Source organism: Methylomusa anaerophila, assembly GCF_003966895.1.
GTDB classification, from domain to species: Bacteria; Bacillota; Negativicutes; order Sporomusales; family Sporomusaceae; genus Methylomusa; species Methylomusa anaerophila.
In genome coordinates this window covers 1,238,240-1,260,272 of record NZ_AP018449.1, presented here as the reverse complement: position 1 = coordinate 1,260,272, position 22,033 = coordinate 1,238,240, and the positions used below count along the sequence as shown (strand labels likewise).

At 49.8% G+C, this 22,033-nt stretch carries 12 protein-coding genes; 9 read left to right on the top strand and 3 right to left on the bottom strand.

The annotated features are described in order from the left end of the window. Window positions 1-67 precede the first annotated feature (67 nt). The 3 genes from MAMMFC1_RS05520 to MAMMFC1_RS05510 all read left to right on the top strand — a co-directional run bounded on the left by MAMMFC1_RS05520 (window position 68) and on the right by MAMMFC1_RS05510 (window position 11,574). Window positions 68-10,495, top strand: a complete 10,428-nt coding sequence (locus MAMMFC1_RS05520) for a two-partner secretion domain-containing protein (RefSeq protein ID WP_126307199.1) — start codon at window positions 68-70, stop codon at window positions 10,493-10,495. 11 nt (window positions 10,496-10,506) lie between these two features. Then, window positions 10,507-10,917: a hypothetical protein gene (locus MAMMFC1_RS05515; RefSeq protein WP_126307197.1), complete on the top strand. Its 411-nt coding sequence runs from the start codon at window positions 10,507-10,509 to the stop codon at window positions 10,915-10,917. A 354-nt stretch (window positions 10,918-11,271) separates the two neighbouring features. Beyond that, window positions 11,272-11,574 carry a hypothetical protein gene (locus tag MAMMFC1_RS05510; RefSeq protein ID WP_126307195.1) on the top strand — a complete coding sequence of 101 codons (303 nt, stop codon included), beginning with the start codon at window positions 11,272-11,274 and terminating at the stop codon, window positions 11,572-11,574. 56 nt (window positions 11,575-11,630) lie between these two features. Here the strand turns inward: MAMMFC1_RS05510 and MAMMFC1_RS22605 are convergent, their stop codons facing one another. Beyond that, window positions 11,631-11,753 carry a hypothetical protein gene (locus tag MAMMFC1_RS22605; RefSeq protein WP_269471865.1) on the bottom strand — a complete coding sequence of 41 codons (123 nt, stop codon included), beginning with the start codon at window positions 11,751-11,753 and terminating at the stop codon, window positions 11,631-11,633. A 33-nt stretch (window positions 11,754-11,786) separates the two neighbouring features. Between MAMMFC1_RS22605 and MAMMFC1_RS05500 the strand changes: the two genes are divergently transcribed. Beyond that, entirely contained in the window at window positions 11,787-12,491 is a 705-nt protein-coding gene (locus MAMMFC1_RS05500; protein ID WP_145987615.1) for a hemagglutinin repeat-containing protein, read from the top strand. Between the two features lie 492 nt (window positions 12,492-12,983). Here MAMMFC1_RS05500 and MAMMFC1_RS05490 read toward each other — a convergent pair whose 3' ends face one another. Beyond that, window positions 12,984-14,264, bottom strand: coding sequence for an IS110 family RNA-guided transposase (locus tag MAMMFC1_RS05490; RefSeq protein ID WP_126306781.1), 1,281 nt, complete (start codon window positions 14,262-14,264; stop codon window positions 12,984-12,986). 358 nt (window positions 14,265-14,622) lie between these two features. Here MAMMFC1_RS05490 and MAMMFC1_RS05485 point away from each other — a divergent pair, with 358 nt between their 5' ends. The 5 genes from MAMMFC1_RS05485 to MAMMFC1_RS05465 all read left to right on the top strand — a co-directional run bounded on the left by MAMMFC1_RS05485 (window position 14,623) and on the right by MAMMFC1_RS05465 (window position 21,009). Further along, entirely contained in the window at window positions 14,623-14,856 is a 234-nt protein-coding gene (locus tag MAMMFC1_RS05485) for a DUF7336 domain-containing protein (protein ID WP_126307187.1), read from the top strand. 206 nt (window positions 14,857-15,062) lie between these two features. Continuing rightward, on the top strand, window positions 15,063-16,925 hold the full coding sequence (locus MAMMFC1_RS05480; protein ID WP_126307185.1) for a hemagglutinin repeat-containing protein: 1,863 nt from the start codon (window positions 15,063-15,065) through the stop codon (window positions 16,923-16,925). A gap of 16 nt (window positions 16,926-16,941) precedes the next feature. Continuing rightward, window positions 16,942-17,433 carry a WapI family immunity protein gene (locus tag MAMMFC1_RS05475; RefSeq protein ID WP_158618655.1) on the top strand — a complete coding sequence of 164 codons (492 nt, stop codon included), beginning with the start codon at window positions 16,942-16,944 and terminating at the stop codon, window positions 17,431-17,433. 386 nt (window positions 17,434-17,819) lie between these two features. Beyond that, on the top strand, window positions 17,820-20,522 hold the full coding sequence (locus tag MAMMFC1_RS05470; RefSeq protein ID WP_126307181.1) for a hemagglutinin repeat-containing protein: 2,703 nt from the start codon (window positions 17,820-17,822) through the stop codon (window positions 20,520-20,522). A gap of 22 nt (window positions 20,523-20,544) precedes the next feature. Continuing rightward, window positions 20,545-21,009 carry a hypothetical protein gene (locus MAMMFC1_RS05465; protein ID WP_126307179.1) on the top strand — a complete coding sequence of 155 codons (465 nt, stop codon included), beginning with the start codon at window positions 20,545-20,547 and terminating at the stop codon, window positions 21,007-21,009. A gap of 861 nt (window positions 21,010-21,870) precedes the next feature. On the opposite strand, the gene MAMMFC1_RS22280 is transcribed toward MAMMFC1_RS05465, so the two are convergent. Next, a complete protein-coding gene (locus MAMMFC1_RS22280) occupies window positions 21,871-22,032 on the bottom strand; it encodes a hypothetical protein (RefSeq protein ID WP_232035688.1) in 162 nt (53 codons plus the stop codon). Between the last annotated feature and the right edge of the window lies 1 nt (window position 22,033).

The following is a 22,033-nucleotide window of genomic DNA, read 5'->3' as shown; positions in this document are numbered from 1 at the left end:
GAAAATCTTACCTTTGGCTTACCCTTACCTATCCAATGTGATCACGAAAAATGAGAGGTGAAAAACAATGCTTTGCCTGCGAACCAATAATCAAACCACCACCCAACGGCGCCAAAGCCTAAAAAAATGGCTGATCTGGCTCACCGCCATCCTGCAGCTGTGCCAGCCAACCCTGGTTGCCGCCAGCGCCATCGTCGACAAAAGCGCGCCGGGAAGCAACCGGCCCTACGTAGAATTCACCGCCAACGGCCTGCCGGTCGTCCAAATCACCACCCCGTCAGCGGCCGGCGTATCCCGCAACATCTTTCAGCAATTCGACGTCTTTTCCCAGGGACTCATCCTAAACAACTCCCGCGACATAGTCGGCACCCAGTTAGCCGGCTATATCGCCGGCAACCCTTTTCTCCTCAAAGGATCAGCCCGAATTATCTTGAGCGAAGTCAGCGGGCCCCAAGCCAGCCATCTGAACGGCTATACCGAAATCGCCGGCCAAAAAGCCGAATTCATTCTGGCCAACCCTAACGGCATCTTTGTAGACGGAGCCGGTTTTATCAACACCAGCCACGCCACCCTCACCACCGGCGCCCCGGTATTCGGCGGCGACGGCAGCCTAAGCGCCTTCCGGGTAAGCGGCGGCCAAATCAGCATTGACGGCGCCGGACTCAACGGCGGCGACACCGACCGGGTGGACCTCATCAGCCGGGCGGTAACCGCCAATGCCGGTATCTGGACCAACGAACTCAACGTCGTTACCGGCACAAATGAAGTCCAATACGACACACTCTATACAGATAAAATAAGCGCCGCCAGCAACAAACCCGCCGTAGCCATAGACGTAGGCGCTTTAGGCGGCATGTACGCCAACAAAATCTACCTTGTCGGCACCGAACAAGGGGTAGGGGTGAACAGCCAGGGAATAATTTCGGCAATCACCGGCGACCTAACCGTCACCGGTGAAGGCAAAGTCACCCTTGCCGGCAACACAACCGCCGGGGAAAATATCTATATTTCCGCGCAAGGCGGCCTCGATACCCAGGACCTAGTATACGCCGCAAAAAGCGTCAACCTTACCACCCCGGCCGGACTCACCAACGCCGGACTCATTGCCGCCGGAGAGCACACCACCCTTACCGCAGCTGCCGTTGACTCAACCGGCACAATCGGCGCCGGCATAAATAGCGACGGAACCATCGCCCCAAACGGCGACATCAACATCACAACAACCGGCAGCACAAAAGCCGGCGGGCAGAACACAGCCGCCGGTAATCTAACCATTCGGGCCGCAGCCGTCGACCTAAGCGGCGCCAACACCTACGCCGGTCAAAACATAAACCTCACAGCCCGGACGGGGGACATTGCCAACACCGGCGGGACAATACAAGCCATGGGCAGCCTTAACGCCAAAGCTAACGGAACACTCAGCAACGACCAAAACCCCATCGGGACCAAAGGACAGCTCCAGGCCGACCAAATCACCATAACCGCCGGATCCGTCAGCAACATGGGCGGCGTAATCAGCCAAACCGGAACAAAAACCACCCTGATAACAGCTCAAGGCACGATCAACAACTCCCGGGGAGAAATTGGGACTCACGGCGACAAACTGACAATAGAGGCCGCAGAACTAAATAACACTACAGGGAAAATCATCCATGCCGGTGGACAAGAATTAACCATCCGGACAAGCGGCGACACGATAAACACCAGCGGACAAATCGGCGCCAACGGCGCCAACCTGACAATCGAAGCTCAAAACCTCATCAACACCAAAGGGTCAATCGTCCATGCCGGCGCCCAAAACCTAACACTCAAGACGGCAGGAGACACCCTCAACACCGGGGGACAAATTGACACAAACGGACAACTTACCCTCACCGCCCAAAACCTTGACAACTCCAGCGGCCAAATCAACAGCCAAAAAGACATGGACATCCGCCTCGGTTCCGGTCTAATCAATGAAACCGGTGTCATTCGCGGCGGCAGCGCGGTAAAAATAGCGGCTGCCGACACCGTCCACAACCGGCGGGGAACCATCGAGGCCGGCCAGGGACTGAATATAAGAGCCCGATCCCTGCAAAATGAAAACGGTCGGGTGGCCAACCTGGATAGCGGCCTGTTGACCATCACCGTCCGTCAGGACATCAACAATCAAGGCGGCCAAATCGGTAGCAACGGAAAGGCCGAGCTCACAGCCAATACAGTCAACAATCAAAGCGGCACCCTCACCGCCCAAAACAACCTAACCATCCGGGTAGGGGCAAAACTGGACAGTAATGAGGCCAGCACCATCGCCGCCGGCGGCGACCTGACCATCAACAGCGGCGGCGCCATCAACCTGGCCGGCTCAACCACCGCCAATCAAAACATCACCCTCACCGCCCAAGGCGACATTCATAACCAAGGTACCGTCTACGCCGGCCGAGATGCAACCCTTGCCGCCCAAGGCGCCCTCACCAATACCGGCACCCTTGCCGCCCAAAACAACATAACCATCAATGTAGGGGAAAGACTGGACAGTAATGAGGCCAGCACCATCGCTGCCGGCGGCGCCCTTGCCATCAACAGCGGCGGCGTCATCAACCTGGCCGGCGCGACCACCGCCAATCAAAACATCACCCTCGCCGCCCAAGGCGATATAAATAACCAAGGTACCGTCTATGCCGGCCAAGATGCTGCCATTGGCGCCGGCGGCGCCCTCACCAATACCGGCGCCATCACCGCCGGCGGCAACACCGGCATTACGGCCAACACCGTATCCTCCAGCGGTACCCTTGGGGCAGGCGTTACCCGTGAAGGTAAACTTGGCGGCAGTGGCAATCTCACGGTGGTTGCCCAAGACACCCTCACCGCCACCGGCCAAAACCTAGCCGCCGGCAATATGCTCCTGCAAGGAACAGCCATTAACCTGACCGGGGCCGTGAACCAGGCAGGAGGCAGTGCCGCCCTTCGCGCCACAACAGGAGACATCACCCATACGGGCGCAAGCCTGGATGTGGGCGACAAGCTTGACATCAGCGCTGCCAAGACCTTTAATAATGACAAAAATGCCGGGGGAACCGCCGGACAAATCCAGGCGGGTCAAGTAACCATCACCGCCGCCAACATAGCCAACCGAGGCGGCAGCATCCTGCAGATCGGCAGCGAAGAAGCCGCCATAACCGCAGCCCATACCCTCGACAACAGCGGCGGTAAAATTGCCGCCAATGGCGCCGCCAAGATAAAAGTCGGCGAACTTATCAACCAGGGAGGCAGCATCCAAACCTCCGGGCTTGATAATAACAATCTGGTCCTTGATGCCCGCGGCAGCATCAACAACAGCCTATATAACGGACAGGCGGGAATCATCAGTGCCGGCGGCAGCACAACCATAACCGCCGACAGCCTCAACAACAGCCAGGGACAAATTACCGCCGGTCAAACCTTAAGCGCAACAGTTACCCAAGACATCACCAATACGCAAGGACTACTGGCGGCCAACCAAAACGCCGCCGTCAGCGCCGGCCGGATCCACAACACCCAGGGCACCATCGCCGCCGTACAGGGGCAAGCCGACGTCACCGCGGCCACCGGTATTCTTGATAACACGGCAGGGCGGGTGGAAGCCCAAAAGGAAACCCGCATCTTCGCCATTGGCTTAAACAACACAGAAGGTGTCATCCTCGGCGGCAGCCTGGACGTCAACACCAATAACCAACGGACTGACAACACGCGCGGCAGTATCGCCGCCGCCGGCCCGGCCACCATCCGCAGCGGCATCTTTATCAACGAAGCCGGCCTGGTTCAGGCAGCAGGCGATCTCATCCTCGACACCGGCGGGCAAACCCTTGCCAACACCAATTCCGGCGCCACCGGCGGTATCATTGGCCGCGGCAGCGTCAACCTGCTCACCGGCAGCCTTACCAACCAGGCCGGCTACATTTACGGCGAAAATACACTTACAGTAAAAAGCGCCGACATCAACAATAGCCAGGGCGGTCTGCTGACCAGCGCCGGGGCAATGGACATCACCGCCGCCTCGCTAAACAACCAGGGCGGACAAATCCAGGCGGGTCAAGTAACCATAACCGCCGCCGACATAGCCAACCGAGGCGGCAGCATCCTGCAGACCGGCAGCGAAGAAGCCGCCATAACCGCAGCCCATACCCTCGACAACAGCGGCGGCAAGATTGCCGCCAATGGCGCCGCCAAGATAAAAGTCGGCGAACTTATCAACCAGGGAGGCAGCATCCAAACCTCCGGGCTTGATAATAACAATCTGGTCCTTGATGCCCGCGGCAGCATCAACAACAGCCTATATAACGGACAGGCGGGAATCATCAGTGCCGGCGGCAGCACAACCATAACCGCCGACAGCCTCAACAACAGCCAGGGACAAATTACCGCCGGTCAAACCTTAAGCGCAACGGTTACCCAAGACATCACCAATACGCAAGGACTACTGGCGGCCAACCAAAACGTCGCCGTCAGCGCCGGCCGGATCCACAACACCCAGGGTACCATCGCCGCCGTACAGGGGCAAGCCGACGTCACCGCAACCACCGGTATTCTTGATAACACGGCAGGGCGGGTGGAAGCCCAAAAGGAAACCCGCATCTTCGCCATTGGCTTAAACAACACAGAAGGTGTCATCCTCGGCGGCAGCCTGGACGTCAACACCAATAACCAACGGACTGACAACACGCGCGGCAGTATCGCCGCCGCCGGCCCGGCCACCATCCGCAGCGGCATCTTTATCAACGAAGCCGGCCTGGTTCAGGCAGCAGGCGATCTCATCCTCGACACCGGCGGGCAAACCCTTGCCAACACCAATTCCGGCGCCACCGGCGGTATCATTGGCCGCGGCAGCGTCAACCTGCTCACCGGCAGCCTTACCAACCAGGCCGGCTACATTTACGGCGAAAATACACTTACAGTAAAAAGCGCCGACATCAACAATAGCCAGGGCGGTCTGCTGACCAGCGCCGGGGCAATGGACATCACCGCCGCCTCGCTAAACAACCAGGGCGGACAAATCCAGGCCCTGGGCAATGTAGGCATCCAACTCGGCGGCACATTCCGCAATGCGCAAAGCCTGGTGCGGGCCGGTCAAACCCTCACCATCCGCGCCGCCGCCATCGACAACACCAATACCCAGGAGACAAACCAGGGGATCGAAGGCCGGTCGGTAAATCTTACCGCCGCCCAAATCGACAACAGCCAGGGCGCCATCCGGGCCAACGAAACCTTGACCCTGACCGGCAGCGGTCAGATCAACAACAGCCAGGGCTTGGTCTCTGCCGGAAAAACCCTTACCCTGCAAGATGCCAACCTGGACAACAAGACCCTGCAGATCAACAACAGCGGCGGAACATTGATCGCCGGGCAGCAACTCAATATCAACAGCGCCGGCCTCACAGGCGACGGCAAAATCGTAAGCCAGGGCGATCTTACCATTAAACTCACCCAAGACTATACCCACACCGGTGAACTGGAAGCCAACGGCGACCTCAAACTGGAAACCGCCGGCGCCTTCACCAACAAAACAGCCCTTCAAGCCGGGAACAGCCTTACCGTCATCGCCGGCAGCATCGACAACACCGTAGACGGTCAAATCAGCGGCAAAAACACCGCCGTTGCCGCCGATACCCTTACCAACCGGGGACTCATTGACGGCGGCACAACCCTGATCGAGGCAGGAACCCTCAACAATCTGGGAACCGGCCGTATCTACGGCGACCAACTGGCCATTGAGGCCAATACCCTCACCAACGATGTGGAAAATGGCACGGCGCCCGCCATCGCCGCCCGCAATCGCCTGGATATAGGCGCCCAGACCCTTGTTAACCGGGAACACGCCCTCATCTACAGTGACGGCGACATGGCTGTCGGGGGCAGCCTGGCGGCAGACAAAACAGCAACCGGCCAGGCAGCCGTAGTCAACAACAACAGCGCCACCATAGAAGCCCGGGGCAATCTCAGCCTCTTTAGCCATGAAATCAACAACACCAACGAACACTTCAGCACCGTCATAGAAAAAACCCAGGAACAACAAATGGAAGAATACCAAGGTAGCGGATCTCCTAACCGCTACCTTGCCGGCACCCCCGGCGTCTACATCTATAACGACGAATCCGACCATCTCCAAACTCCCGCAGGCGGATTTGAGAGCTGGCTGGCCTACCGTTACACCCGGACGACAATGGAAAGCAAAGTAGAAACCTCCGACCCCGGTCAAATCTTATCCGGCGGCGCCATGCAAATCATCGCCGACACCGTCACCAACGACAAGAGCAAAATCATCGCCGGCGGCACCATAAGCGGCAGCATTGGCGCCTTAAACAACATCGGCTTCGAGGGACAGCGCATCACTACCGACAGCGGCACCGTCACCTCCTACTGGCGCAACCACCGCCGCGGCCGCGATGATACCGGCAGCAGTTCAACCGGGTATAACCCGCCAGACGTGATTCAGAATATCACACTGGCGGAAGGGGAGTATCAAGAAAACGCGGCCCCATCACTAGACAGCGCCAAACCAGGCGACCGATCAAGCGGCAGCGTCCAGCAAACGGCAGCCGGAGCAAATCCTGCCGGTGTCGCCACTAACGGCGGCGCTGCCGTCACCGCCGGCGTCACTGCCGTCGCAGCCGGCGCCACAGCCGGCACCGCAGTCGTCACACCCGGCGGCGCTGCCGTCCTACCCGGCGTCCAGGTTACGACCCCTACCGGCAAAATCATCCGCACGGGCGGAGTTAACATCCAGCTAGCCAACAACAGCCTCTTTACAATCAACAAAAACCCCAACAACAACTTCCTGTTCGGGGTAGACCCCCAATTCGCCAACAACCAGCAATGGCTTTCCTCCGAATACCTGCTCAACAACCTTTCCTTCCAACGCGGCGACCCGCCCCCACGGTTAGGCGACGGTTTCTATGAACAAAAAATGATCCAGCAACAAGTAACACAACTCACCGGCAGGCGTTTCCTCAAAGACTTCACCAACGACCAGGACCAGTACCAAGCCCTGCTGAACAACGCCTTAGCCTATGCCCAAGACCACCAATTGACCGTTGGCACACCCCTCACCGAAGACCAGATGGCCGAACTGACAAGCGACCTGGTCTGGCTGGTGGAAAAAGACGTGATCCTGCCGGACGGCCAAACAACGCGGGCGCTGGTACCCCAACTCTACGTGTGCGCCCTCAAAGAAGGCGACCTAGCTGCCTCAGGAGCTTTGCTCTCCGGCTATGACGTAAAGCTCAACCTCAGCGGCGACCTCACCAACAGCGGCGGCATCGCCGGCAACAACCTGGTCGCTCTGACCGCCGAAAACATCCGCAACCTCGGCGGCAGCATCCGGGGCAACAACCTGGACCTGCAAGCCCGAACCGACCTTGACAACATCGGCGGGCGGCTGGAAGCCGTCAGCAGCCTTACCGCCCAGGCCGGCAGAGACCTCAATCTCGTCACCACCACCACGGCCGCGGCCAACGACAACGGCAGCCGCACCGTCATCGACCGAATCGCCGGCCTCTACGTCACCGGCAGCAACGGGCTGCTCCTGGCCAGCGCCCAACGCAACGTCAACCTCACCGCCGCCGAAATCAACAACAGCGGCACCGACAGCCAAACCACCCTTGCCGCCGGGCAGGACCTCAACCTCGGCACCGTCGGGCAAAGCGGCAGCAACCGCCTGGTCTGGGATGGCAACAACCGGCGCAGCGACAGCTTCAGCAGCGAAACCGGCACCACCATCCAAACCCAGGGCAGCACCGAACTGCAAGCCGGCAATGACCTCAACGCCAGAGCCGCCTACCTGGACAGCCAAGGCCCCCTCACCCTCACCGCCGGCCGCGACGTCAACCTGACAGCAGGCCAGAGCAGCGACAATGTGGAGGAAAACCATCAGCACAAAGGCACCAGCGGCTTCTTCTCCAGCACCACCTACACCACCCACGACCAAGTTCAGGAAACCCTAAGCCAGGGCACCACCCTTTCGGCCGACAGCATCAGTGTCCAAACCGGCCGGGACATCAACATCAGCGGCAGCAACGTAGCCGCCACCCATGACGTAACCCTGCAGGCCGGCAACGACATTACCCTTACCGCCGCCCAACAAACCTCCCAGGAAGAACACATGCGCCAGCAAAAAACCTCCGGCCTCTTCAGCAGCGGCGGCCTCGGCTTCACCATCGGCAGCAAAAGCGAAAAAACCACCCTCGATCAACAAACCATGGAGCAAGCCGGCAGCACCATCGGCTCCATCGACGGCAACGTCAACCTCATTGCCGGCAACCAAGTCAACAGCGCCGGGACTACAATTATCAGCGGCCAGGACACCAACATCAGCGGCAAAAATGTCACCATCGACAACACAGTAAACACCTACGACAGCCAGTACAAATACGAATTCAAGCAAAGCGGCCTGAGTGTATCCTTAGGCGGCGGCGTAATCGATGCTGCCACGGGTGCTTATAACGACATCCAGCGCTCGGGCCAGGTACAGGATGACCGGCTTAAAACGCTGTATGAGTACAAAGCCGTTAAAGATCTTGAGAAACTGAAGGACTTCAAAGGCAACCTGACAAAAGGAGTGGGTGTCGGCGTCAGTATTGGCAGCACAACAATCACATCCGAGCAAAACACCCATGTGGAAAGCGTCAACCCATCCAACATCAGCGCCGGCGGCAACGTCAACATCACCGCCACCGACGGTAATGTCAACCTCAAAGGGACCAAAATCACTGCGACTGAGGTCACCTTGGACGCCGAAAACGACATCAACCTCGACGCCGCCCAAAACCAACAACAGATCGATGGCAAAACCAGCTCCTCCTCCTGGTCTTTAGGCGGCACCATCGGCGTAGGCTACTCCGGTAGCTTCGGCAGCAGTAGCGGCAAAGAAAAGGGCAACGCTGTGACCAATACCGGCAGCGTCATTGACGCCAGCGGCACAGTAAACCTCAAATCCGGCAACGACACCAACATTACCGGTTCCCAGGTAATAGGCGAAAAAGTAAAAGCCGACATCGGCGGCAACCTCAACATCACCAGCTTGCAGGACAGCGACGACTACACGGCGAACAATCAAAGCATCGGCGTTGGTTTCGGCACCGGCAAAATCAGCGGTACCCATGGATCTTTCAATACCGGCAAAACCGACTCCGTCTACGACAGTGTCACCAGTCAGGCAGGGATCTTCGCCGGTCAAGACGGCTTTGACATTACGGTAGGGAAGAATACCGACCTAAAGGGTGCGGTCATTAGCAGTACGGCTACGCCGGATAAGAATAAACTGTCGACGGGTACGCTAACCTTCTCCAATTTTGAGAACAGAGCAAAGTATTTGGCAAACAGCATTGGAGTTAATTACAACGCAGGTAAAGACGTAGCTAAAAAAGATCGAGGATTTACTCCGAATATAGGTGTAACCGTCAGCGGAAACGCAGAAAGTACCACAAGATCGGCCATATCCCCCGGAACCATTGAAGTACGGAGCAATCCCAATCAGGATTTGAGCGGCTTAAGTCGTGATCCGTCTGGTGCACTCAATGCACTGGGTAAGATATTTGACAAGAAGACAGTTCAGGAAAAACAGGAATTAGCTCAGTTGTTTGGCGAAGTAGCTTATGAACAGGTTCATAAAATCAGTAAAGCGAATGGCTGGGATGAAAGCAGTCCTCAAAAAATAGCTTTGCATGCTTTTGTTGGAGCTGTAATGGCAGATCTTGGGGGTGGAAATGTAGTATCAAGTGCTGTTGGTGCAGGAGTAAATGAAGCTATTCAAACTGAATTAGCGAAAATAAAAGACTCTGCCTTACATCAATGGGCGAGTGCTATAGTAGGTTCTGCTGCCGCAGCAGTTATCGGTGGAGATGCCCAAACAGGTGCATCAACTGCAGCTAGCGGGACAAAGAATAATTTCCTTTCTGATTGGCAGAAAGAACAACTCGAAAAAGCGAAAGCTGATGGTGACGAAGAGGCTATAGCTTACTGGAATGCTGTAGATAAAGCACAAGACCAAATAATCAGCGGAATGAATTTACCACCAGGAATAGACTTAAATGCTCCAAAAAATTATAATTTACTGCAGAATGTATCAATATTGGCGCAAGAAGCATTAGTAAATAAGGATTTAGCTCCTGGCGACTATGATGGATTTAAGATTACCTCTGCTGGTGGGATCGCAGTATTAGTTGGGGCAACTTGGGTAGCGTTAAACGTTGATTGGAAGACTTTGACGTTGGGTACACCTGCGCTGGCACAAGTTGATTCTAATAAACTTAACCATATTTTTGGAAAACAACAACATAATCTTGCTCCATTCTTGTCACAATATGGTGGAAATCAAGTAAAAGCATATAATGCACTTCAAAATGCCGCACAACAGCAAATTGTTGCAAAGGGTATAACCGGTGTATTTGAAGAAGTCATTACAGTTAATAATACATTAATTACTGTTAGGGGAAATGTAGTAGATGGAATAGTAAAAATCGGTACTGCTTTTATCCCTTAAAGGAGAGAAAAATGAAGGTTCAATCTAAGTTTGAAGAATTTGAAAGAAAAGTTATAGAAAAGCTACTGAATGGGGAAGACAATATCTTGAAAACTTTACGTAATCAATATCGAAAAGCTAATATTAAGAATCGAGAATTTTCAGGAAGTGGTTTTTTTACTACATTTGATGTACCCGATGATGCAACAAGACTTGAAATATTAAAGTCCTTTCATTTTGGTGATGTTTTGGGACAATGCGATGGAGTAAAAGATGGAATTGGATTTGTTCTTTTTATTAAAAATGGTGCTATGAATTGCTTAGAAGGTTATACGTATGGAGATGATAAATGGCCAGAGACCTTAGAAAACTATCAATTGTCATATAGTTCAGGTGCCAAACGCGATTTAGATAAGCTAAGGGAAAAGTGGGGTCTCGTATAGAAAAGGAGGTCAGTGGACGTAAAAATCCGCTGACCTTTCTCTTTCTCTCAGGTGTCGTCTAGTGAACAAATAATAATTGGATAATATTACCTATTGGTAATCTCTAAAAAATCAAATCTGGTGAATCAGAAAGACTTCGATTCATTACTACCGCAAAACGGACAACTATCCTCATAGCCATTGCCAGAACAATTACCACAATAAGTACCACCACATTCTTTACATTTGATCAAAGAACCCATACAAGGTGCATCATTTCCACAATTTGGACATTTCCTCACAGTATCGTACATCAATAAAACTTCCTTAGTAATAATAAATTTAATATATCACCTGTCGGTGATGACGAAAACGGTGTTTTCGTCGTGTAAGAGTCAGGGGACGGTTCTGCGACTCTATGAAATTAGCAACATAGTCGGCACCAACGATGTCGGTCTTACCGCCACCGGCGGCGGTCTCGGCTTCACCATCGGCAGCAAAAGCGAAAAAAGCAGCATGAACGAACAGACCCTCGACCGGATTGGCAGCACCATCGGCTCGGTTAGCGGCAACGTCAACATCACCGCCGCAACAATGTCAACAGCGCCGGCACCACCATTCTCAGCGGCCAAGACACCAACATCACCGGCAAAAACATCACCATCGACAACACGGTGAGCACCTATGACAGCTAATACAAATATGAGTTCAAGCAAAGCGGCCTGAGTGTATCCCTAGGCGGAGGCGTCGTCAACATCGCCCTGGACGCCGCCCAGCACTTCCAGCGGGCCGGCCAGGTACAGGACGAACGGCTCAAAACGCTTTACGAATATAAAGCGTTTACAGACCTCAAACAAATGTAGGATACACTGGTAAAAAATTACGGCAACTTGGCGGTAGGACTCGAAGGCGGCAGCAGCGTCGGCAGCACCCAGATGACCGCCGAACAAACAACCCACGCCGAAACCGTCGACCCGTCCAACATCAGTGCCGGCGGCAGCGTCTCCATCACCGCCACCGATGGAGATGTAAAATTCAGGGGAATGAAGATCAATGCCACCGATATCCATATTGATGCTGCTCACGACATCGACATGGACGCAGCCCAAAACATACAGCAGATTGGCGGCAAAACCAGCTCCTCCTCTTGGTCGCTGGGAGCTTCCTTCGGCCTGCCCCGTGGTAATTTTATGGGACTCACAGGCGGATTTGGCTCCGGCAACGGCACTGAGAATGGAAACTTAGTCACCCATACCGGTACCGTCATTGACGCCAGCGGTACTGTGACCCTGAATTCAGGTAACGATACTAACATTATCAGTTCCCAGATAATAGGCGAAAAAGTAGAGGCTGCCATCGGCGGCAACCTTAACATCGCCAGCCTGCAGGACAGCGACGACTACACGGCGAAGAATCAAAGCAGTGGCTTAGGTCTCGGCACTGGTAAAATCAGCGGTACCCACAGTTCCTTCAATACCGGCAAAACCAACTCCACTTATGACAGTGTCACCAGTCAGGCAGGTATCTTCGCCGCTGAGGAAGGCTTTGATATCTACGTGGAAAAATACCGACCTGAAGGGTGCGGTCATTTCTAGCACTGCGGAGCCGGATAAAAACAAGCTTAGTACCGATACGCTAACCTACTCAGATATTCAGAATAAGGCCGAGTACAGCTCCAATAGTCAGGGGGTTAGCTACAACGCTGGCAAAGATGCCAATGGCAATCCGGTTGAAAAGAAGGATTTAGGATTAACTCCTGTAATCGGTGTAACAGCAAAAAAATCCATATTTTGAACATCATGAGTTCACGCACGAATGTCTAGTATCAATTCCGCGGCGGTTCTGGAGCAATAACGATGTCATCGAAGTGCTGTCTAGACTGATGATGCTGAAAGGAACACCAGAATTCGGAATGAGATGGAGATTCGCAAAAGCCGCTCATTTTGACGAATTTCTGAATTGAATTTAAGCAATCTGGTAATATGTCAAGCTCATAAAAAATAAATATCGTAAGCAATGCGCCAAAAAAGGGTAAATCTAATAAGCTCTTTCCTCAAGAAGGAGAAAAAGTTAAAAAATGGAAGTCGTTAAATTTGGCTTACTCTACTTTTAGAGTAAAGCTGATGGTTGGCCAGCAATCCAAAAATCAGCCGGATAAATTTACGAGCAGTAAGTGCGAGTGCGCGTTTATGCTGATGAGTTTTAACTTCATCGTATTTCTTGTGGTAAAAAGCTGCGTATTCCGGTATATGGTTCTTAACATGACTGGCAGCTTCAATTAGATAGTATCTTAAGTAGGAATTGCCAGCTTTTGAAAGAACGGTGTCGTCAGCCCTAAAATTGCCGGATTGATTTTCACGCCAAACAAGACCGGCATATTTAGCAAGAGCACTGTGCGAGTTAAAGGCGTCGATGGAGCCAATCTCCGCAATGATGCCGGCAGCGTAAACCGGACCGATGCCAGGAATGGACAACAGAGAGTGATAAGCATTTGGGTCAAGCCCCTTGAGAGTTTTTTCAATTGCCTTATTAATGGCCTTTATTTCGGACTCATAAGCGGAAATAAGGTTGAAAGATGAGGCGATAGAGAGGGTTAAAGGTTCATATAGGCATTTATCCAATCGGTAAGAATTGCGAGCTGCCTGCTGAAGTAAAGAGGCTGTATGGCCAGGATTTACAAACCGGTTTTTACCTTTTTGGCCAATATGATCAATCAGTGCTTGCATCGGCATATTGGCAATGTCCTCGGTAGAGAGGAAGTCGGTTAAAACCGAAGAGGCCGTAGCACCGTAATGGTCGGAAAACGGCTGCTGATCTTCGTGGAGCATAGAAAGTTGACTGAATTTAAGAAATATATTCAAGAGCATATAGGTTTTCTCGCGAGTAAGCGAAGCGGCGATATGTAAACGATGGCGGGTCAGGCGTTGCAGAGCAAGAAACTGGCTGCCGCGCCAAGGCGCAGTAGTAATTCGGCCGACTCTGGCAAAATCAGCGATTACAAAAGCGTCAACAGCATCGTTTTTCCCTAAGTCGATGTACGATTTTTTGTAATTGGCAATCATCTTGGGGTTCAAACAATAAACGTGAGTATGAAATGGCATTAACAGCTCACAGGAAGACAAATAATTGGCGATATGAATTCCGTAGAAAGACGTGGACTCCAAAGCAAGCATCAGCTTGTTGATGTCACGGTTTCCGTAAAGGAAGGCATGAAGTTTTTCGGCCATTTCAATGGCTCCCGGGTGATTGTTCGGTACAGAAAACCGCAGAAGTTTCTGTGCTTCGTAATCAATAGCACAGACGACATTTTCTCGGGAACTTACGTCAATCCCCACAAATAAAGTAGAAAGAAGATCCGCCTTCTTCATAAAACTTCACCTCCTTTTTGGCAAAAAATAGGGAAGATAGAAAGGAATACCCTGATCTTACTCACTGACCGCACCCTCGCATAATCAGCATTCATCTGTGAAAGCAGCTTGCTGGAAAGCTTTCGCCCAGAGACGCAACATCTGTGTTAGCGGTATTGGATGAATAAGGCAGGCGTCACGCTTTATAAGCAATAACCAAAAGGTTTTGCAGGAGAGATCAGACGTTACCTTTGCTAAATTCTCTTACGAATATTTTAGCATCAGGGGATTCAAATCCGGGTAGTAAAAAATAAAATAAGCTTTGTAAACAATGGCGGATTATTGCCTACAAAACTTATTATACGAGGAGAGTGAACACATGAAATTTGCTTATGTTCTTCAACATAGCTATGAGGTTGGTGAAGATGGGGCATTCGATGAGGTAAAGCTTATAGGCGTTTACTCATCTAAAGAAAAAGCTGAGCAGGTTATACGGAGGTATAAAATACTTCCAGGTTTTAAAGACTATCCTATGGAGTGTTTTCATATCAGCGAGTATGAAATAGATAAAGATCAATGGGCGGAAGGTTTTATCAATGGGGATGAAGCTTGATTTTATATCATAGGACAGCAAGAGGTCAGTGGACGTAAAAAATCCGCTGACCTCTTTTTCTCTCAGGTGTCATCTCGTGAACAAGTAATAATTGGATAATATTACACCTATTGATAATCCCTAAAAATCAAATCTGATGAATCAGAAGGACTTAGACTCATTCCCTTCACAATAAGAGTCAAGGGACGGTTCCTTGACTCTATGAAATTAGCAACATAATCGGCACCAACGATGTCGGTCTTACCGCCAAAAACGACCTCAACTTCGACGCCGCCCAAAACCAACAACAGATCGACGGCAAAACCAGCTCCTCCTCCTGGTCCTTGGGAGCATCCTTCGGCCTTGGCGGCAACTTTACCGGCCTGACCGGCGGCTTCGGCTCCGGCCACGGCACGGAAAACGGCAACACGGTAACCCATACCGGCAGCGTCATTGACGCCGCCGGCACCGTAACCCTCAAATCCGGCAACGACACCAACATTATCGGTTCCCAGGTCAAAGGCGACAAAGTCGTGGCCGACATCGGCGGCAACCTCAACCTCGCCAGCACGCAGGACAGTGATGACTACGCGGCGAACAATCAAAGCATCGGCGTTGGTTTCGGCACCGGCAAAATCAGCGGTACCCATGGATCTTTCAATACCGGCAAAACCGACTCCGTCTACGACAGTGTCACCAGTCAGGCAGGGATCTTCGCCGGTCAAGACGGCTTTGACATTACGGTAGGGAAGAATACCGACCTAAAGGGTGCGGTCATTAGCAGCGAGGCTACGCCGGATAAGAATAAGCTGAGTACGGATACGCTGACGTATTCGGATATTGAGAACAAGGCGGAGTACAGCGCGAGCAGCAAAGGTATTGGCTACGCAGCAGGAAAAGATGCGAATGGCGACCCGGTAGCGAAAAAAGACTTGGGCTTGATACCCAATATTGGGACAACAGCCAGTGGAGAAGCCTCCAGCACCACCAAATCAGCGATTTCCCCGGGAACGATTGAGATTCGCAGCAATCCCGACCAGGATATTTCTAACCTCAGTCGCACTCCTGAGGGAGCCGTCAATGCGCTAGGGAAAATATTTGATAAGCAAACAGTGCAAGAACAGCAGGAATTAGCCGGATTATTTGGTGAAGAAGTATTTAAAGCGATTGGTAATCTGGGATTAAAAGAAGGCAGTGCTGAAAAAGTTGCTCTTGATGCTTTTGCTGGCAGGTTAATGGCTCAACTTGGCGGTGGTAGCTTTGCCTCAGGTGCTGCCGGAGCAGCCTTCAATCAGATCGTCATAAATGAACTGGAAAAAATCGGAAACCCGGCTGCAATGCAATGGGCCAGTGTGATTGTAGGAGCCGCCGCTGCTAAAGTTGTAGGTGGTAATGCTCGGACTGGGGCTAGTGTTGCTGCTAGTGAGACAAAGAATAATTTCCTCTCTGATTGGCAGAAAGAACAAAGAGAGCAAGCGCTTAAAGAAGGAGATTTGGAAAAGGTAGCCTATTGGGATGCTATCGATAAGGCTCAAGATCAAATTATTAGTACACTGAACATACCTCCAGGAACAGACTTAAATGATCAAGAGAACTATAATTTATTACAAAATGTATCAATTTTAGCGCAAGAAGCATTAGCGAATCCTGACCTAGCTCCTGGTGACTATGATGGATTTAAGATTACTGACACTGGTGGTATTTTAGTATTAGCTGGAGCAGTTTGGGTAGCAATAAATGTTGATTTGAAGACCTTAACGCTGGGTGCACCTGCTTTGGCTGCAAGAGCTGGTGATGTAACGCCAAATGGGTTAAGATTAACTCAGCATGCTGTGGAGAGAACAGAGTTAAGAGGGTTTACACTAGCCCGAATTGATAATGTCGTAAGTAACTATTCGCAGAAAGTATATCAACCCGGAGGATTAGAGGTCTATGCAAAAAAGGTTGGTAATTTTTATGATGTTGTTATTGTGAATAGTACAAAAGAAATAGTTACCGTTGTTGGTGGTAACACTGGTTCCTTGAGAACATGGTCAGACGTAACAAGGATGTTAAACAATAATGGTGGATATAGTTCTTTACCGTGGTAAGAATAGGAGTGAGTCGATGCCTCAAATTAATGGTTTAGAAAAGAATGTTTTGCTAGAAATTTGTCTGGTAAAAAGTTCGCTATTGGATGTAAAAATGTCGCGTAGCGATGTTGAAAACTGGATTCCGTTTACCTTTCTCTTAGAAGTCCCAAATGAGAAATATATTTACGATGAGGAGGCAGGAACTACCTTTACTCTGTTTGAGATTAAAAGATTCATTTCTGAAGTACAGAACATAATCCATCTCAAAAAGAATAACCAAAAGTTTGAGAAATTTGAGTTCTTTAATCTTGAAGCTAACTTTGGCATAATCATTTTTGATCCCTTCGAGGAAAATGAATTAGGTGTCGAGGTATGGATTAAAATGGGTTCATATTCAAAGGGGCAGCTAAGAGGTTTTGATAAGGGATATAGTTTTGGAGTATCGTTAATTTCTGTAGATAAATTTGCCAATGAATTAAACCAACAACTTTTTAAATTAATGGCTTCCGAGCGAGTAAATAGATAACTTCTCGAAAGGCAAAAGAGGTTAGCGGACGTAAAAATCCCGCTGACCTCTCTTTGTATCTCATGTGTCGTCTGGTGAACAATACAACAACTGGATAATATTACCTATTATTAATCGAATTATTAAAACCTAAAATGACTTAGACTCATTACAGCCACAAAACGGACAACTACCCCCATAACTATTACCGGAGCAGTTGCTACAATAAGTACCTCCACAATCCTTACATTTCATCAAAGAACCCATACAAGGTGCATCTGCCCTACAATTTGGACATTTCCTCACAGTATCATACATATCAATAAAACCTCCTTAGTAATAATAATTTTAATATATCACTTGTCGGTGATGACGAAAACGGTGTTTTCGTCGTAGAGGTTCTTTTCATGTGTAAGAGTCAGGGGACGGTTCTGCGACTCTATGAAATTAGCAACATAGTCGGCACCAACGATGTCGGTCTTACCGCCACCGACGGCAACATCAACATCACCGCCGCCGATGAAACCGGCAGCGACGAACACTACCGCCAAGAAAAAATGTCAGGCCTCTTCAGCAGCGGCGGCATCGGCTTCACCATCGGCAGCAAAAGCGAAAAAACCACCCTCGATCAACAAACCATGGAGCAAGCCGGCAGCACCGTCGGCTCCATCGAAGCCAACGTCAACCTCATTGCCGGCAACCAAGTCAACAGCGCCGGGACTACAATTATCAGCGGCCAGGACACCAACATCAGCGGCAAAAACGTCACCATCGACAATACAGTAAACACCTACGACAGCCAGTACAAATACGAATTCAAGCAAAGCGGCCTGAGTGTATCCCTGGGCGGCGGCGTCATCGATGCTGCCACGGGTGCTTATAACGACATCCAGCGCTCGGGCCAGGTACAGGATGACCGGCTTAAAACGCTGTATGAGTACAAAACCGTTAAAGATCTTGAGAAACTGAAGGACTTCAAAGGCAATCTGACAAAAGGAGCGGGTGTCAGCGTCAGCATCGGCAGCAGCCAAATGACCGCCGAACAAACAACCCACGCCGAAACCGTCAACCCGTCCAACATCAACGCCGGCGGCAACGTCAACATCACCGCCACCGACGGGGATATCAACCTGATAGCGACAAACATCCATGCCATCGACGTCATGCTCGACGCCAAGCAAAACCTCAACCTGGACGCCGCCCAAAACCAACAACAGATCGACGGCAAAACCAGCTCCTCCTCCTGGTCCTTGGGAGCATCCTTCGGCCTTGACGGCAACTTTACCGGCCTGACCGGCGGCTTCGGCTCCGGCCACGGCACGGAAAACGGCAACACGGTAACCCATACCGGCAGCGTCATTGACGCCGCCGGCACCGTAACCCTCAAATCCGGCAACGACACCAACATTATCGGTTCCCAGGTCAAAGGCGACAAAGTCGTGGCCGACATCGGCGGCAACCTCAACATCGCCAGCCTGCAGGATAGCGACGACTACACGGCGAACAATCAAAGCACCAGCATTGGTTTCGGCACCGGTAAAATCAGCGGTACAACGGGTTCCTTCAATACCGGCAAGATCAACTCCAACTATGACAGTGTCACCAGTCAGGCAGGGATTTTTGCCGGTGAGGAAGGCTTTGATATCTACGTGGAGAAAAATACCGACCTGAAGGGTGCGGTCATATCGAGTAAGGCAGAGGCAGTTAAGAATGCTATCTCGACGGGTACACTGACTTTCTCCAACATGGAAAACAGAGCAAAGTATTCGGCGAGCAGCAGTGGCTTTGGCTACACCAGTACCGGAGGATTTGCACCCAATCCCAGCATACCTGTCAGTGGTAAGGCCGAAAGTACGACGAAATCTGCTATCTCACCAGGGACTATCGAGGTACGTAGCAATCCTAATGCTGATCTATCCAATCTCAGTCGTGACACAGGAAATTCGCTTAATACATTAGGCAAAATCTTTGACAAGAAGACAGTGCAGGAAAAGCAGGAATTAGTAAATCTGTTTAGCCAAGTAGCGAATAACTTTATTGGGGATTTGGCTGAAGCTCAATGGAAAAATGCCAAGACCGATGCAGAGAAAGCTAAATGGGCAGAAGGTGGAGAATATAAGGTTCTGTTACACGCTATAGTGGGAGGACTCACATCCAGCCTTGGAGGAAATGGTTTTGCATCTGGAGCAGTTGGAGATGGATTAAGTCAGCTTGCACAAAAACAGTTAGCCAATATTTCAGACCCGAACCTTCGTCTTATTGCCAGTGCCGCTATTGGTGCTGCAGCAGCTAAAGTAGTTGGTGGAAATGCTCAAGTCGGAGCTGTTATAGGGTATAATGGGGTTAAGTATAATGATTATATTCATCGGCCGACCACGGAAGGAGCCATAATTTACTACAATGGCGACGCAGATGGAAAAGGCAGAGGTTACTATAAGGTAATTGACGGAGAAGAAATCTATCAGCCAAATGGTATAAAACCTGGAGATGTTTTTTGGGTAGCTGACGGAAAATATCAAGATGGGCAACAAATGGGAAATGAATGGGTTGTAGGAGATGATGGAAAGCCTATTGCATTTCAATGGGTAGCTACCCCACTTCCCGTCGGGAGCTCAACTCCTTTACAATCTTATGTAACAGTATATCGTGCTGTAAATCAGGAAACCAAAAAAGATGTTATTGTAAATGGTGGAACTCCCCTGAGGAATGATACCGGAGAGATATATAATCAAGCTGTAGATCAAAATGGGAACCTTACACTTCCATTTGAAGTAGCGGCTGGGTTTGTAAATCCTGGTTATAGAGCAACGTTCTTTGCTGCAAACCCTGCACTTGAAGGTACGGTGATTGTACATCATGCAATTGAACAACAAGTATTAAAAAGATTTCCTGGATTATTTACAGAAGCTGAATTGAATAGTCTCGGTAACTTGAGAGGAATACCTAAGGAAATTAATAGTGAGGTACATTTGTCAGCTATAAGAAAGGAATGGAATAACTTCTATAAACAGATTGATCAAGGATTAATAAATCCAACAAAAGAAGCTTTTTACAAAAAGGCAAAAGAAATAGATGAAATGCTTGGTAGTAAGTTTAATCCACCTAAGTAATATATGATACGAGGTGACAACAGTGAAAATGTACTTATTAGAACCTGAAGTTCCCGGAGGAATAGGAAATAACTCTAAACTCCTTTACGAGAATGGAAGAATCAAACAAGCCATACACTTACATTATGAATTTGAAGGATGGTTAGGCGATGATCTAATTACTACAAGTCCGTTTTTCCTTGTAACTGAAGGAATAGCCAATGCAATTAAGGAGAGTGATTTACAAGGATATAGTTTTAAAGATATTGAAATTAGTACCTCATATTCCTTTAAAGAATTACATCCTAATAGGGTTTTGCCGAGATTTCAACTATTAATTCCCGTAGGTGTTATCGAAGTTGAAGGAAAGTATATCACTAGTTGGACAGGGCACGATTTCTGTATGAAAAGCAGAATTGACCTTGTGATATCAGAGAAAGCTTTCGAGTTATTCAGAAAATATAATATAAATAACTGCGATATCACAGAGTTAGAGTTTAAAGCTTAACTATAACGGATAAGAAGAAAGGTCAACGGACAAAATCCGCTGACCTCTCTTTTCATCTCAGGTGTCGTCTGATGAACAAACAACAACCGGATAATATTACCTATTAAAAATCAAATCTGGTCAATCAGAAGGACTTAGACTCATTACTGACACAAAACGGACAATTCTTACATTTCATCAAAGCTCCCATACAAGGTGCATCACTATGACAATTCGGACATTTCCTCACGTTATCGTACATATCAATAAAACCCCCTTAAAAAATAATAATTTTACTATATCACCTAGCGGTGATGACGAAAACGGAGTTTTCGTCGCAGAGGTTCTTTCATGTAATTTATCGTAAATCCAGTAAAATCAATATCTCATTGAAGCTGAGTCCTTAAATAATAATCAAATATGCATCAGTCTATCATCAGAGTTATTTCCGTGACCTCTGATGATTTTTTCTTAACGGGTACAATAAAATATATTACCGGACGAAAATCATTCAACAGAGATCACCCGATAAATATATGACAACTCTCTGTCACATGTCACGTTGTCACGGATAAAAAATATTTTTATAAAAATCACCAAAATGATGTTACACTTTCCCAGTTTTGTAATATTTAAATATTAAATTTAAAAAACGGAAAAACATATATTAATAGTTACACCAGCCGCCAAGATATAAGGATTTTAAATAATTACAGCAGTTCCCCAAAACATAAAAGGAACTAATAAAGTATCCAGTTCCTTCATAGTTCTCAATTTGTTCCTCTTTAATTAAGAGAAACCTATTTATACCGCCACAAAATAATAATTATTTACGCACTCCAATACAATCAGAGTCATGTACAATCAGAGTCATGTAAGAGTCTAAGAGTCGGGGGACGGTTCCGTAAGAGTCGGGGGACGGTTCCGTGACTCTATGAAATTAGCAACATAGTCGGCACCAACGATGTCGGTCTTACCGCCACCGACGGCAACATCAACATCACCGCCGCCGATGAAACCGGCAGCGACGAACACTACCGCCAAG

Bases quoted from the DNA above. Each gene is read 5' to 3' on its own strand.
- MAMMFC1_RS05520 (WP_126307199.1), top strand. From the start codon at position 68: ATGCTTTGCCTGCGAACCAATAATCAAACCACCACCCAACGGCGCCAA.
- MAMMFC1_RS05490 (WP_126306781.1), bottom strand. From the start codon at position 14,264: ATGAAGAAGGCGGATCTTCTTTCTACTTTATTTGTGGGGATTGACGTA.
- MAMMFC1_RS05475 (WP_158618655.1), top strand. From the start codon at position 16,942: ATGCCTCAAATTAATGGTTTAGAAAAGAATGTTTTGCTAGAAATTTGT.
- MAMMFC1_RS05515 (WP_126307197.1), top strand. From the start codon at position 10,507: ATGAAGGTTCAATCTAAGTTTGAAGAATTTGAAAGAAAAGTTATAGAA.
- MAMMFC1_RS05485 (WP_126307187.1), top strand. From the start codon at position 14,623: ATGAAATTTGCTTATGTTCTTCAACATAGCTATGAGGTTGGTGAAGAT.
- MAMMFC1_RS05470 (WP_126307181.1), top strand. From the start codon at position 17,820: ATGTGTAAGAGTCAGGGGACGGTTCTGCGACTCTATGAAATTAGCAAC.